This is a genomic window from Pseudomonas sp. HLMP (assembly GCF_046365545.1).
In the GTDB taxonomy this organism is placed as follows: domain Bacteria; phylum Pseudomonadota; class Gammaproteobacteria; order Pseudomonadales; family Pseudomonadaceae; genus Aquipseudomonas; species Aquipseudomonas guariconensis_B.
Genome location: NZ_JBDLLR010000001.1, coordinates 3,375,517 through 3,388,462, shown reverse-complemented (window position 1 = coordinate 3,388,462; position 12,946 = coordinate 3,375,517). Strand labels below are relative to the sequence as shown.

The window sequence follows — 12,946 nt, the reverse complement described above, 5'->3', positions numbered from 1 at the left end:
GATCAACCCGCCTTGCGCAACGTCAGGTTGATCCGCCGCTCGCCCAGGCGTGGATGCACGCCGGGCTTGATTGGTAGCACACCGTGAAAGCGCAGGCGATCTTCGCCGCCCCAGACCAGCACGTCGCCGTGGCCCAACGGTATGTGCCGGGGCCGGTCCGACCGTTGCAGCCCACCGAACAGGAACACCGCCGGCAAGCCTAGCGAGATCGACACTATCGGTTGGCCGAAGTCCGCTTCGTCACGGTCCTGGTGCAGGCTCAGGCGGGTGCCGGGCAGGTAGTGGTTGACCAGGCAGGCGTCCGGGACGAAACCGTCGAAGCCGGCAGTGGCCGCAGCGCGGCCGGCCAGGTCGAGCAGTATCGGCGGCAGGGCGGGCCAGGGTTGGCCGCTGACCGGGTCGGTCGGGCTGTAGCGATAGCCCTTTTCGTCACTCACCCAGCCCAGCGACCCGCAGTTGGTCAAGGCCACCGCCATGTGCAGGCCGCCCGGGGTGCGCATGTGCCGGAAGGGCGCGGCGCGCAGGACCGGGCGCAAGGCGTCGAGCAGCGCCTCGACCTCGGGCACGGCGAAGCCGGGCAGCAGCACGGTCTGGCTGGCCAGGCGTTGCGGCTGGGGGCCGAACAGGTCGAGGTCGGACTGGATCATGGTGCTGGCACGGGTCGGAGGTCTGGCCATTGTAGCGTTGTGGGGCTTTTCGTGGATAAGCCTTCTCACAAAGGTTCACTGCGGTGCTGACTTGGGTGGGCTTGCCGACGGGGGGAGAGGGACAAAAAGGAACCGCGGCGCCAGGGAGAAGCACACCGCGGTCCAAGGGGGAGGGGGTTATTGCTGGGTCACGGTCGCCAGGTTGGCGTTGCCGTACTGGGTGATGGTGGCGGTCTGGTTGGCGCCGCTCTGGTCGACGAAGGCCAGGTTGGCGTTGCCTCCCTGTGTCACGAAGGCGACGTTGACACCATCGGCCTGCTTGATGGTGGCTTCGTTGCCGCTGCCGTACAGCTGGTAGGTGTAGCTCTGGTTGCCATAGCCGGACTGCTCGAGGGTGATGGCGTTGCCGCTGCCGGCGCTCAGGCCCGTGGCGTAGTTGTCGCTGCCGCGCTGGTCGGCGATCAGCAGGTTGTCGCTGCCGTTCTGCTCGAAGTACAGCTCGTTGTTGCTGTCGACCTGGTTGGTCTGCATCTGGTTGCCGGTGCCTTTCTGGTTCAACTGGGCCAGCTGGTTCATGCCGTCCTGGGTCAGGTTGACGCCGTTGCCGGTGCCGGTCTGGTTGATCTCGGCACGCTGGCCGCTGCCGAACTGGCCGCCGGGTTTCTCGCCCTTCCAGTTGCTGGCCATGATCTTGTTGCCATTGCCGGTGGTGGTGATGCTCAGGCTGTGGTTGTCACCGGTCTGGTAGGTGAAGTGCAGGTTGTCGCTGCCGTTCTGGGAAATGCTGGTCACCGACTGGGTGGTCTCGTACTGATCCGACCAGCTGGCGTTACGCTGGCCGTTCTGGGTCAGGCTGGCGGTGTTGGCCTGGCCGAAGCTCTGGTCGATGTAGCCTTCGTTGAGCTGGCCTTGCTGGTACACGGCGGCCTGGCTGGCGTTCTGGTTGTCTTGCCAGACCTCCATGGAGTTGCCGGTGCCGTACTGCAGGATGCCGATGGTGCCGCCCAGGCCGTCGCGCTGGTCGCCGTAGGCCCAGTTGGCCGAGCCGTCCTGGTAGATCTGGATGTCGCCGTCCTGGTGGCTCAGGTGCTCGGCGGCGGCGAAGTTGCCGCTGCCGCCTTGCATGATCAGGCTGCGGTTGTTGGTGCCGCCGAACAACTGTTCGACGACCGCCTCGTTGCCACTGCCCCATTGCTGGGTGGTGGCCTGGCTGCCCACCTGGGTGTCCTGGAACACCAGCGAGACGTTGCCGGTGCCTTGCTGGGCCTGCAGGGACTGGTTGTTCTCGCCGATCGACTGGCTGGCGAAATTGTCGTTGAGGGTGCCGCTGGACTGCTGGGTGATCTGGCTGCCGTTCTCGTACAGCTGTTCGCCGTAGCCGGCGTTGTACGAGCCGGTGGCGCTCTGCTGGATGTCGCTGGTGCTGTTGTCCTGCACGGCCATGTGGTTGTGGCCCTGGCCGGTCTGGTGCTGGGTGGCCGAGGCGAAGGGCGCGAGGCTCTGCAGGACCTCGGCGATGTTCTCGTTGCCCTGCTGGGTCTGGGTCGAGGTGCTGTCGTCGGCCATGACCTGGCCGGCCAGGGCCAGCACGATGGCGGCGCTTAAGGGAGCGAGCTTGAACATGATGGTGCCTCCAGGTCTATCGGTATTGGGTGATGTGAATCTGCTGGCCGTTGCCGGCCTGGGTCACGGCGCTGGTGAGCCCGCTGCCGTGCTGTTCGATGTTGGCCGTGTTGTAGTTGCCGATCTGTTCGATCGACGCGCTGTTGCGGCTGCCACGCTGCTGGATCGACGCGCTGTTGCCTTGGCCCTGCTGGGTGATCGACGCCATCAGGTCGCTGCCTTCCTGCAGGATGAACGCCTCCTGCGCGCCCCCGGCCTGGACGATGCGGCCCAGCAGGGCCTGGCCGTTCTGGTCGAGGGCGGCGCGGTTGCCCGTGCCCTGCTGCTCGATCACCGCCAACTGGCCGGCGCCGGCCGGCAGCAGGCGGACGATCGACGGCTCGCCGAGGTCGTTGCCGGCGGCAAGGTCGGCGTTGTCCATCAGGTCATCGGCCCAGCCGGGCGGGATGGCCTGGCCCACCAGGGCCAGGCCGAGCAGCAGTGGATACAGGCGTTGCATGGCGTCTCTCTCTGGCCTTGGCTACTGCACGTTCACCGGCACGGTGCGTTCGCTGCCCTGGCTGCTGCGGATGATCGCCGTCGGGTTGGCCGTCGGGATCACCGTGGTGCTGTTGCTCACCGCCAGGCGCCAGCGGCCGGTGATCGGCACTGCGACGCTGCCCAGGGTCACCAGGCCGTTCGGGGTGGTCACCTGCACTGTGACGGTGTTGCCGGTGGTCACCGACGACGTGCCGCTGATATCCCAGTTGAAGCGGTTGTTGGAGCGCGCCGTGACGCTGGCCGCGGTGACCGTGAAGGTCTCCTGGGCCGGGCGTGGCGACACCTGCACGGTGACCGTGCCGCTGCCGGAGAGCGCCCCCAGGGCATCGCGCGCCACGTAGGTGAAGCTGGTGCTGAACGGGGCGGTGACGGTGCCCGGCGGTGTGTAGGTGACCACGCTGCCATCGGTGCTGACCGTGCCTCGGCCGGCCGGTGGCTGGGTGACGCTGGCCACGCTCAGCGGCAGGTTGCCTTCCGGGTCGCTGTCGTTGGCCAGCACGTCGATGGTCAGCGGCACGCCCAGGGTCGCGACGCTGTCCGGCACTGCCGTCGGCGGCTGGTTGGGCGCGACATTGACGGTCACGGTGGCCGGCTCCGACTTCAGGCCCTTGGCGTCCTGGGCGCGATAGCTGAAGGTGGCCACCAGCGGCGAGGTGGCACCGGGCGGCGGGGTGTAGATCACCGCGGTGCTGCCGTTGAGTACCACCGAGCCGAGGCCGGTACCGGGCTGGGTCAGGTCGGCGATGCTCAGTGGCAGGTTGCCGTCCGGGTCGCTGTCGTTGGCCAGCAGGTTGAGCGTCACGGGGACGCCGACGCTGGTGCTGCCGCTGTCGGGCTGGGCCAGCGGCGGCTGGTTCTCGGCTTCCACCGGCGCGCTGCCGACCACCACCACCGGCTCGACGTCGCTGCCGCCGGCGGCGGACTTGACGGTGACGCTGGCAGGTGGCTGGGCGAGGTCATTGACCGTCAGGCTCTGCAGGGTACCGGCCTTGGACAGGCGACCATAGCCCTGGGCGACCAGGTCCGGGACCTGCACTTCATCGCTGGAGCTGGCCTCGATGACCAGGCGCTTGTTGGCCCAGTCGTAGCGCGCGGTACGAATCTTCACCACGTCGCTGAGGGTGCTCGACAACGACGTTGGGCGGGTGGCACCGGTGCTGCTGGCGGTGACCACCACCACCGCAGGCGGTGCGGCCTGGCTCAGTTGCTGGCTGAAGAACAGCCCGTTGTTGTCGGTCAGCAGGTTGAACTGGCAGGGCGAGGGCGGCGTACCGATCAGCTCCAGGCCGTTGCGCATGCACAGGCTGGCGCTGTTCGGTGCCTTGGCGAACAGCTCGACGCGGGTCCCGGCGGCATTGCGCTGGTAGGTGGCGCGCTGCAGCTCCACCGGGGTCTGGGCACGTGCGTCGAGGACCTTGCCGGAGACGGTGAAGAGGTTGGTCTGGATGGTCCCGGCCGGGCCTTCTATACGCACGAAGTTGGTGTTGAACGGGCTGCCGGTGACGGCTTGGGTGATGTTCGGGTCGCCGACGAAGGTCTCGGTGGCGCCGGTGTCCGGGTTGACTTCGGTGTAGGGCCCGTCGACGCTGCGCAGGAACGGCCCGAGGTTGCCGTTGAGCGCGCCGGTGAAGTTGCCCGGGCCGCCGATGCCGATGTCGCGGGTCATGTTGATCGCGCGTCGGCCGGTGGAGGTGACGTTGATGGTCTCGACCCCGTAGGGGTGGGTGATGGTGTAGACGCCGGTGCGTGGGATCGTGGCGCGGATGCGGATGCGGGCGAAGCTCTGCTGGTCGCCATCGACCGGCACCTCGGAGGCGAAGGCCGCCTCCAGGCCTGCGACGTAGACCTCCAGCTCGTAGCCGCTGTTGCCCACCTGCGGGATCTCGGTCTCGGCCAGGAACCAGAACAGCTCCGAGGGCCAGTTGTCCGGGAACACCATCGGCAGCCTGTCGTCGTAGCCTGGCTCGGCGGCGAGCATGCACATGTAGTTCGGCGCTGCCGGGGTGCCGGGCGCCCGCGAGCTGATCGCCCGCGACTGGCACAGTTCCAGGGACAGGTCGGTGGAGTCCTTGTACCACATCGGGTAGCGCCCGGTGGCCAGGGTGTAGGGGCCTGGATCGACCTCGGAGAGCGCGGCCCAGGCCACGCCGGAGAGGGTGAAGGAGAGCCCGGCGGCGCATAGCGCCCGGCGTGGCCAAGTGTTCATGCTGCCTCCTTGAAGGCGGAGCCTTTGTCTGTTCATGGCACCAGCACCACGTCTTCGCTGTCGCTGCCACCGTGGGCGCTGGTGACTTGCACCTTGGCCGGGGGGATCGGCGAGAGCCCGGTGGTGAGAGTCTTCACCGCGCCGTTGCCGGAGAGGCTGCCGATCAGGGCGCCGTTGCCGGTATGGGCGGTGAGGGCGGGCGGGCTGGTTTCGTCGCTGCTGCTGGCCACCAGGGTCAGCTGGCCGCTGGCCAGGCTGTATTCGGCGCGGCTGATGGTCACCAGGTCGGTCAGTGGCAGGTTGGCGCTGGTGGCGCTGCTGGTGGGGATGGCCACGCTGTTGTCGGCGTTGACCACCAGGGTGGTGGGCAGGCTCGGGTTGAGCGCCGACTGGGCGTACCAGGCACCGGTGCTGTTGGCTTCGGTCAGGGTCAGGTTGGGTGTCTGGCTGGTGAGGGTGACGCTGGCCGGCTGGGGTGGGGCCATGACGAAGACATCTTGCTGGGCGCGCAGGTCGCCGTTCTCGCTGTGCCGCGAGTAGGTGCTGCGCAGCGGCAGCAACGGGGTCGGCCGGTGCACCTCGGAGAGCTTGCCGGAGACGGCGAACAGCTCGGTGCGCAGGTCCAGGCCGTTGGGGCCCTCGATGCGCACGTAGTTGGTGTTGAACGGGCTGCCGGTGACAGCCTCCTCGAGGTTCGGGTCGCCGATGTAGCGTTCGCTGGCGCCGGTGACCGGGTTGGTCTCGGTGTAGGGGCCATTGACGCTGCGCAGGAACGGCCCGACGTCACCGGTGAGCGCGCCGTCGTAGGTGAGCGGGGTGCCGATGCCCAGGTCGCGGGTCATGTTGATCGCCCGGCGGCCGGGAGTCTCCACGTCGAACACATCGACGCCATAGGGGTGGGTGACCACGTAGGTACCGGCCACGGGCACGTCCACGCGGATCCGCACCCGGGCGAAGCTGATCTGGTCGCCATCGATGGGTTCCTCGACGCTGAACGCCGCCTCGAGTGCCGTGCCATAGCTCAACTCGATGCCACGGGCGGCATCGACGATCTCGGCATCGGCGGTGAACCAGAAGGCTTCGTCGGGGAAGTTGCCAGGGAACTGGATCGGCTGGGTATCGTCGAACACGCCCGGCGCCGGCGTCAGTGGGCACATGTAGGACGGTGCGCCGGGGGCGCCGCCGACACGTGAGCTGACGGCCTTGGACAGGCACAGGTCGAGGGTCCGGCCGTGGGTGTCCTGGTACCAGGCGGCGAACCTGCCGTTCTCGGGTAGGTAGGGGCCCGGGTCGACCGCATACAGCGCAGCCTGGGCCGGTAGCTGGAGCATGCTGGCAAGGATCGCCACTGCCAGCGGGTGGGGTATCGGTCGGTGCATGAGTCAATCCCTCCTGCAAACGGGCCCAAGGGGTTGGGGCGTCTGACGAGGGATCGGCAACAGCCGTGCCAGTTTGTGGATCTTGCCCTGCAGGCCTTGTGGCGCAAGGGCTGCGGTGATGTTGGCCGGATCGGTTGGCGCGCTGGGCGGGTGGGCTGGGGGCCCCAGCATTGGGGAATTGGGGCTGCTTTTGTGGTGGGTCGGGCTGGCGCTTTCGCGGGCAAGCCTGCATGCACCCATCGGGGACCGCGCCTGCTTTGCAGCCCATCGCCGGCAAGCCGGCTCCCATATGCTGGGTGAACACCGCTGGTCCGTGGCAGCCGGCTTGCCGGCGATGGGGCGCGAAGCGGCCCCAATGTCAGCGGCAGCATCTCCCCCTGCCTTTACGTAAACGTAAGCTTTGTGCCACCCTCCACCCCAGCCTGATGACGGCTCGCGGATTCTGAAGCACACTGCAACAAGTCCCGAAGCCCGTTGCCCCGCTCGCGGAGGCACCGCTGGAGTGAACGATGGCGCGACACATACCCATAACAAACGCCCGCAACCCCTTGCACGAGTCCCGCCAGGCCCGGCTCAAGCTGGCCAACGAAGGCGAACTGCCCTCCGGGATGCTGCGCGACGAGATCGATGCCTCCTGGCGCCGTAGCCTCGGCCATGGCCTGGATTGCCTACAAGGCGAGCAGGTGGGCCTGGGCATGCGCCACGGCCATGACCTGCGCGCCTTGCTGGAGCACAACCGGCTGCTGATCGATGCGGTCACCCCGGAGCTGGACTACCTGGTCAAGCGCCAGGGCAAGAGCGGCATCGTCATCCTCGGCGACGCCCAGGCCAACGTCCTGGCCATCGAAGGGCAGAAGCACGTGCTCAACCGCGATGGCCTGCGCGACCTGCACCCGGGCAGTTGCTGGAGCGAGTCGCTGCGTGGCACCAACGCCATCGGCACGGCGGTGGTCGAAGGGCGGCCGACCCTGATCAACTGTGGCGAGCACTACCTCGACCGGCTCAGCCCGTTCTCCTGCACCTCGGTGCCCCTGCGCGACCCGCGCGGGGAGGTGATCGGTGTGCTGGACATCACCCGCGAGGGGGTGATGACCCAGCCCCAGGACAGCCTCTGCACCCTCATGCTGGCGGCCGGCAATATCGAAGGCCGGCTGTTCGGCCTGTGCCACCCCGAGCAGTGGGTGCTGGCCTTCCACAGCCGGCCCCAGTACCTGGCCAGCGCCTGGCAGGGGCTGTTGGCCCTGAGCCTGGATGGCGAGGTGCTGGCGGCCAACGACAACGCCTGCCAGTTGCTGCAGGTGCCGCGCCAGGCGCTGCTCGGGCGGCGCAGCAGCGACCTGCTCGGCGAGCGCTCGTCGGCCTTCATCGCCCGCCTGTGGCAGGGCGGGGTGAGCAGCGTGCAGACCGCCAAGGGCGAGTTCTTCTTCCGGGTCCTGCAACTGCCGCGCCATGGCAACCTCAATGGCGCAGCGGGCGTCGGCAAGCCGGCCGCCTCGGCGAAGTCGCCGGCACTGCAGGCCCTGGCCGGCGGCGATGCGCGCCTGGCCCGTGGGCTGCGTATGGCCCGCCAGGGGCTGGCCAATGGCCTGCCGGTGCTGCTGCTGGGCGAGACCGGGACCGGCAAGGAGGTGGTCGCCCGTGCCTTGCACCAGGCCAGCCCGCGTGCCGACAAAGCCTTCGTCGCGGTCAACTGCGCGGCCATCCCCGAAGGCCTGATCGAGTCGGAGCTGTTCGGTTACCGCGAAGGCGCCTTCACCGGCTCGCGCCGGGGCGGCATGGTCGGGCGCCTGATGCAGGCCCATGGCGGTACCCTGTTCCTCGACGAGATCGGCGACATGCCCCTGGCCCTGCAGGCCCGCCTGCTGCGGGTACTGCAGGAGCGCCGGGTGGCGCCGCTGGGGGCTGCCGACGAGCAGGCGATCGATGTGGCGCTGATCTGCGCGACCCACCGCGACCTCAAGCGCCAGGTGGCCGAACAGGCGTTTCGCGAAGACCTGTACTACCGGGTCAACGGCGTGTCCCTGCGCTTGCCGGCGCTGCGCGAGCGCGACGACCTGGCAGGCATCATCGAGGGCCTGCTGGACAAGTTCGGCGCCAAGGGCGTGACCCTCGACCCAGCCCTGGCCGAGCTGCTCGATGGCTTCGACTGGCCGGGCAACATCCGCCAGCTGGAGATGGTGCTGCGCACCGCCCTGGCCATGCGTGAGGACGGTGAACAGGTGCTGGGCCTGGATCATCTTACCGACTGCCTGTTGGACGAGTTGGTCAGCGGCGCGGCGCCCTCCGGCAGCCTGCGCGAGAACGAACTGGAACTGATCCGCGGCGCCCTGGCGCGCCACCAGGGGAATGTCTCGGCCGCCGCCGAGGCGCTGGGCATCAGCCGGGCGACGCTGTACCGCAAGCTCAAGCAGTTGCGCGGCTGAGCCATGGGTGGCCTGTTCGCGCGGCTGGTGGAGTCCAGCGACCCCGTGCTGATGCGCCAGGCCCTGGCCTGGCTGTATGGCTTCGTACGCCCGCAGCGGCAGGCCATCGCCGTGCTGCTGGGGTTGTCGCTGTCCGCCTCGCTGCTGGCCTTGGCCCAGCCGTGGCTGGTCAAGACCCTGATCGACGAGGGCCTGCTGGCACGGGACTACCAGACCCTCTGGCACATGGCGGCGCTGATGATCGGCGCCGGGTTGCTCGGCACCGTGCTGGCGGGCGTCAACCGCTACCTGCACACCCGCTTGTCCGGGCGCATCCTGTTCGCCCTGCGTGATGACCTCTATCGCCACCTGCAGCAGCTGTCGCCGTCGTTCTATGGCCGGCGGCGTACCGGCGACATCCTGTCACGGCTCGATGGCGATGTCGCCGAGATTCAGCGTTTTGCCGTGGATTCACTGTTCTCGGCGGTCTCCAGCGTGATCGGCCTGCTCGGCGCCGTGGGTCTGATGCTGATGCTGTCCTGGCAGTTGTCGCTGCTGCTGGCGCTGTTGATCCCCATCGAGGTGCTGTGGTTGCGCTGGATGCGGCGCAAGGTCGAGCGCGAGGTGCGCAGCCTGCGCGAGCGTTCGGCGGACGTGTCGTCGTTCCTGGTCGAGACGCTGCCGGCGATGAAGTTCATCCAGGCCGCCGGCCAGCAACGGCGCGAGGCTGGGCGCCTGGAGCAACTGGGCCAGGGCTACATGGGGCAATTGCTCAAGGTGCAGGTCACCGAATTCTTCACCCAGGCCGTGCCGGGCACGCTGACCTCCCTGTGCCGTGCCTGCGCTTTCCTGGTTGGCGGCTGGTGGGTGATCCAGGGCACCTGGCAGTTGGGCGCGCTGATCGCCTTTTCCACTTACCTGGGCATGGCCGTCGGCCCGGTGCAGAGCCTGCTGGGGCTGTACGTGGCGGTGCAGCGCATGGCGGTCAGCCTGGGGCGGGTGATGGAGCTCAAGCAGGAGCCGCTGGCGGTACGCGAGGCGCAGGCGCCGCGGCCGATGCCGGAGGGGCCGGGCGAACTGCGCCTGGAGGCCGTGGACTTCGCCCATGCCGGGCGCCAGGGCGCGGTACTGCGCGGCGTGCAGGTACGCATCCCCGGTGGCCTCAAGGTCGCCATCAGCGGCGCCTCGGGGGTGGGCAAGTCGACCTTGATCGACCTGCTGCAACGCTTCTACGACCCGGACGCCGGGCGTATCCTGCTCGACGGCGCCGACCTGCGCGAACTGGACCTGGCCGCCCTGCGCCGGCGTATCGCCGTGGTCAGCCAGGACATCGTCCTGTTTCGCGGTACCCTGGCGCAGAACTTGGCCTACAGCAGCCCACAGGCCAGCCGCGCGGAACTGGAGCGGGTGGTGCGCCTGACCCGCCTGGACAGCCTGGTGGACAGCCTGCCGCTGGGTCTGGATGGCCTGCTGGGCGAACGTGGCCAGCAGCTTTCCGGTGGCCAGAAGCAACGCATCGCCATCGCCCGGGCGCTGTTGCAGGATCCGGCGATCCTGGTGCTCGACGAAGCCACCTCGGCGGTGGACGAAGCCACCGAGCGTGAGGTGATCGCCGCCATCGACCAGCTGTTCGCCGGGCGCACGCGTATCCTCATCAGCCACCGTGCCTCGACCCTGGCCGACGCCGACCTGCACCTGCACCTGGGCGATGGCCAGTTGCGCGTGCTGCCCCAGGCGATGGCCGACAAATGACCGGTCAAGCCTGCATCGGCATGATCGACAGCGGCTGTTCGCCCGGGCAGGCCCTGGCGCTGCGTGCGGCGCGGCGCTTCTGGCTCGACGACGGCGTGCTGCGCGAAGGCCCAGCGCTGCCCGACCAACTGGGGCATGGCAGTGCCGTGCTGGGCTGCTTGCAGACGCAAGCCGGCGACATGCCGGTGCTGCTGGCCCAGGTATTCGGTCAGCAGTGGAGCACCAGTGCCCTGCAGGTGGCCGCGGCGTTGCTGTGGTTGGTGGAGCAGGGCGCAAGCGTGATCAATCTCAGCCTGGGCTTGCACCAGGACCGGCCCGTGCTGCGCCAGGCCTGCGACGAAGCCCTGGCGACCGGTGCGCTGTTGTGCGCCTCCAGCCCGGCGCGTGGCGGGCCGGTGTACCCGGCGAGCTACCCGGGCGTGCTGCGCATCACCGGCGATGCCCGTTGCGCGCCAGGGCAATGGTCGTGGCTGGGCAGTGCCCAGGCGGATGTCGGTGGCTATGTCGGCGGTCAAGGGCTGGCCGGGGCGAGCCTGGCTTGCGCGGCGGTGAGTGGGCAGGTCGCTGCCTGGCTGCGCGAGTGCCCGGGCCTGGACCGCCAGCAGGTCGTGGAGCGGCTGCGGGCGGGCGCTTGCTTCATCGGCCCGGAGCGGCGAGGTGGCCGCGATGGCTGAAGCGCGGATCCTGGTGCTGGGCGCCGGCCCTGCTGGTGCGGCCACCGCCATTGGCTTGCGCCGGTTGGGTTACCCGGTCACGGTGGTCTGCGACTGGCGTCGTTTCTCCGCGGTGGAGGGCGTGTCCCAGCGGGTGCTCGAAGGGCTGCGCCATGCCGGGCTCGCCGGCGGGCTGGCCGAGGCGGCGATAGCGGCGACGCGACAGGTACGCTGGAACGGCGAGCACCTGCAACTGAACCAGGAGTTCCTGCTCGACCGCCAGCGCTTCGACCAGGCCCTGCGCGATGACTTGCTGCAGGCCGGGGTGAGGCTGATCGAAGGCCGGGTACGCGAGATCATGCGCGTGGATGGCCACCAGGTGCGGCTGGACGACGGCCAGCTGCTGCAGGCCGATTTCCTGGTCGAGGCCCGTGGCCGCCAGGCACCGCTGGCCGCCGACCGGCTGCGTGGCCCGGAGACCGTCAGCCTGCTCAACCTCTGGCAGTCCACGCCAGGCACGCCGGCCTCGGCGGTCGAGAGCCTGGACGATGGCTGGGCATGGATGGCGCGCCTGGCCGATGGTCGCTGCTACTGGCAGATCACCCTGGATGCCGGTGCGGCGCAATTGCCGGGCAAGGCGGCACTGCCCGCGTACTGCGCCGAACGGCGCCGGCGCTCGGCACTGGTGGCCGGGTTCTTCGACGAGCGCGCGCTGTTGCCAGCTGCCGTGCATGCGCGCAGCAGCACGGCGATCCTGGCGGGCGAGTGCAGCGGTGGCGACTGGTTGCGCGTGGGAGATGCGGCCATGGCCGTGGACCCCCTGTCGGGGAATGGGATTTTCCAGTCGCTGTCCTCGGCGCTGCAGGCTCCAGCGGTGATCAACACGCTGTTGCGCGAGCCACGGCGGGAGGCCTTGGCGCGGCGTTTTCACCAGGAGCGTATCGAGCAGTTGTTCCTGCGTTTCGCCCGGATCGGGCGGGATTTCTATGCCCAGGAGCAGGCCCGCGGCGAGCATGCGTTCTGGGCCCGGCGGCGTGCCTGGCCGGATGATCGTCCGGTGCACGCCGAGGCCGATTGGCAGGCCGTGCGGGTGGAGCGTCGGCCGGTGCTGCGCGAAGGGTGGGTGGACGAGGCCGAGGTGGTGGTTACCCAGGACCAGCCACTGGGGATCTGGCACCTGCAGGGCATCGAGCTGGCGCCGCTGGTGCGCCAGGTGCAGGTGGGTGGGCCGTTGGATGCGCTGCTGGAGCCATTGACCATGCAGCAGCGGGCGATGGTGAAGGGATGGCTGGTCGGGCAGGGGTATCGGTGAGGGACCCAGGGGCTGCTTTGCAGCCTATCGCCCTATCGCCGGCAAACCCCCACAGGGTGCTCGAGTCGATCACAAGTAATGTGGTTTGCAGGGGCCCGTGGGAGCAGCTTGCCCGCGATCAAGGGCGTAGCCCTTGCCATAGTCGGTGGTGTCAGGACAGGCCCAATCGCCGGCAAGCCGGCTCCCACAGGGCCGGTCGAGTCGATCACAAGTAATGTGGTTTGCAGGGGCCCGTGGGAGCGGGCTTGCCCGCGATCAAGGGCGTAGCCCTTGCCATATGTCGGTGGTGTCAGGGCTGGCCCAATCGCCGGCAAGCCGGCTCCCAGGGTGGTCGAGTCGATCACAAGTAATGTGGTTTGCAGGGGCCCGTGGGAGCGGGCTTGCCCGCGATCAAGGGCGTAGCCCTTGCCATATGTCGGTGGTGTCAGGGCT

9 protein-coding genes are annotated in these 12,946 nt (G+C 68.8%); 4 read left to right on the top strand and 5 right to left on the bottom strand.

The window, feature by feature from the left end; genetic code table 11:
• Positions 1 to 2 precede the first annotated feature (2 nt).
• The 5 genes from alkB to ABFA30_RS15680 form a co-directional block, all read right to left on the bottom strand.
• Positions 3 to 647: a DNA oxidative demethylase AlkB gene (gene alkB, locus ABFA30_RS15700; protein WP_253080087.1), complete on the bottom strand. Its 645-nt coding sequence runs from the start codon at positions 645 to 647 to the stop codon at positions 3 to 5.
• Positions 648 to 824: 177 nt separating this feature from the next.
• A complete protein-coding gene (locus ABFA30_RS15695) occupies positions 825 to 2,270 on the bottom strand; it encodes a curlin (protein WP_253080088.1) in 1,446 nt (481 codons plus the stop codon).
• 16 nt (positions 2,271 to 2,286) lie between these two features.
• On the bottom strand, positions 2,287 to 2,769 hold the full coding sequence (locus ABFA30_RS15690) for a curlin (protein WP_225790127.1): 483 nt from the start codon (positions 2,767 to 2,769) through the stop codon (positions 2,287 to 2,289).
• Between the two features lie 21 nt (positions 2,770 to 2,790).
• Positions 2,791 to 5,016, bottom strand: a complete 2,226-nt coding sequence (locus tag ABFA30_RS15685) for an Ig-like domain-containing protein (protein WP_410045660.1) — start codon at positions 5,014 to 5,016, stop codon at positions 2,791 to 2,793.
• Positions 5,017 to 5,048: 32 nt separating this feature from the next.
• Complete coding sequence (locus tag ABFA30_RS15680) at positions 5,049 to 6,395, bottom strand: hypothetical protein (RefSeq protein WP_225790129.1); 1,347 nt, start codon at positions 6,393 to 6,395, stop codon at positions 5,049 to 5,051.
• A 509-nt stretch (positions 6,396 to 6,904) separates the two neighbouring features.
• Between ABFA30_RS15680 and ABFA30_RS15675 the strand changes: the two genes are divergently transcribed.
• The 4 genes from ABFA30_RS15675 to ABFA30_RS15660 are packed head-to-tail and all read left to right on the top strand — an operon-like array spanning position 6,905 to position 12,514.
• Positions 6,905 to 8,818, top strand: coding sequence for a sigma-54-dependent Fis family transcriptional regulator (locus ABFA30_RS15675; RefSeq protein ID WP_410045659.1), 1,914 nt, complete (start codon positions 6,905 to 6,907; stop codon positions 8,816 to 8,818).
• Between the two features lie 3 nt (positions 8,819 to 8,821).
• Positions 8,822 to 10,549, top strand: a complete 1,728-nt coding sequence (locus ABFA30_RS15670; RefSeq protein ID WP_225790704.1) for an ABC transporter ATP-binding protein — start codon at positions 8,822 to 8,824, stop codon at positions 10,547 to 10,549.
• On the top strand, positions 10,546 to 11,223 hold the full coding sequence (locus ABFA30_RS15665; RefSeq protein ID WP_253080091.1) for a S8 family serine peptidase: 678 nt from the start codon (positions 10,546 to 10,548) through the stop codon (positions 11,221 to 11,223). Before ABFA30_RS15670 ends, ABFA30_RS15665 begins: the two co-directional genes overlap by 4 nt.
• On the top strand, positions 11,216 to 12,514 hold the full coding sequence (locus ABFA30_RS15660) for an NAD(P)/FAD-dependent oxidoreductase (RefSeq protein WP_410045658.1): 1,299 nt from the start codon (positions 11,216 to 11,218) through the stop codon (positions 12,512 to 12,514). The genes ABFA30_RS15665 and ABFA30_RS15660 overlap by 8 nt, the downstream gene beginning before the upstream one ends.
• Positions 12,515 to 12,946 lie beyond the last annotated feature (432 nt).

What these genes read in the sequence shown, in the direction of transcription:
- alkB (WP_253080087.1), bottom strand. Translation starts at nt 647, where the DNA reads ATGATCCAGTCCGACCTCGACCTGTTCGGCCCCCAGCCGCAACGCCTG.
- ABFA30_RS15695 (WP_253080088.1), bottom strand. Translation starts at nt 2,270, where the DNA reads ATGTTCAAGCTCGCTCCCTTAAGCGCCGCCATCGTGCTGGCCCTGGCC.
- ABFA30_RS15690 (WP_225790127.1), bottom strand. Translation starts at nt 2,769, where the DNA reads ATGCAACGCCTGTATCCACTGCTGCTCGGCCTGGCCCTGGTGGGCCAG.
- ABFA30_RS15685 (WP_410045660.1), bottom strand. Translation starts at nt 5,016, where the DNA reads ATGAACACTTGGCCACGCCGGGCGCTATGCGCCGCCGGGCTCTCCTTC.
- ABFA30_RS15680 (WP_225790129.1), bottom strand. Translation starts at nt 6,395, where the DNA reads ATGCACCGACCGATACCCCACCCGCTGGCAGTGGCGATCCTTGCCAGC.
- ABFA30_RS15675 (WP_410045659.1), top strand. Translation starts at nt 6,905, where the DNA reads ATGGCGCGACACATACCCATAACAAACGCCCGCAACCCCTTGCACGAG.
- ABFA30_RS15670 (WP_225790704.1), top strand. Translation starts at nt 8,822, where the DNA reads ATGGGTGGCCTGTTCGCGCGGCTGGTGGAGTCCAGCGACCCCGTGCTG.
- ABFA30_RS15665 (WP_253080091.1), top strand. Translation starts at nt 10,546, where the DNA reads ATGACCGGTCAAGCCTGCATCGGCATGATCGACAGCGGCTGTTCGCCC.
- ABFA30_RS15660 (WP_410045658.1), top strand. Translation starts at nt 11,216, where the DNA reads ATGGCTGAAGCGCGGATCCTGGTGCTGGGCGCCGGCCCTGCTGGTGCG.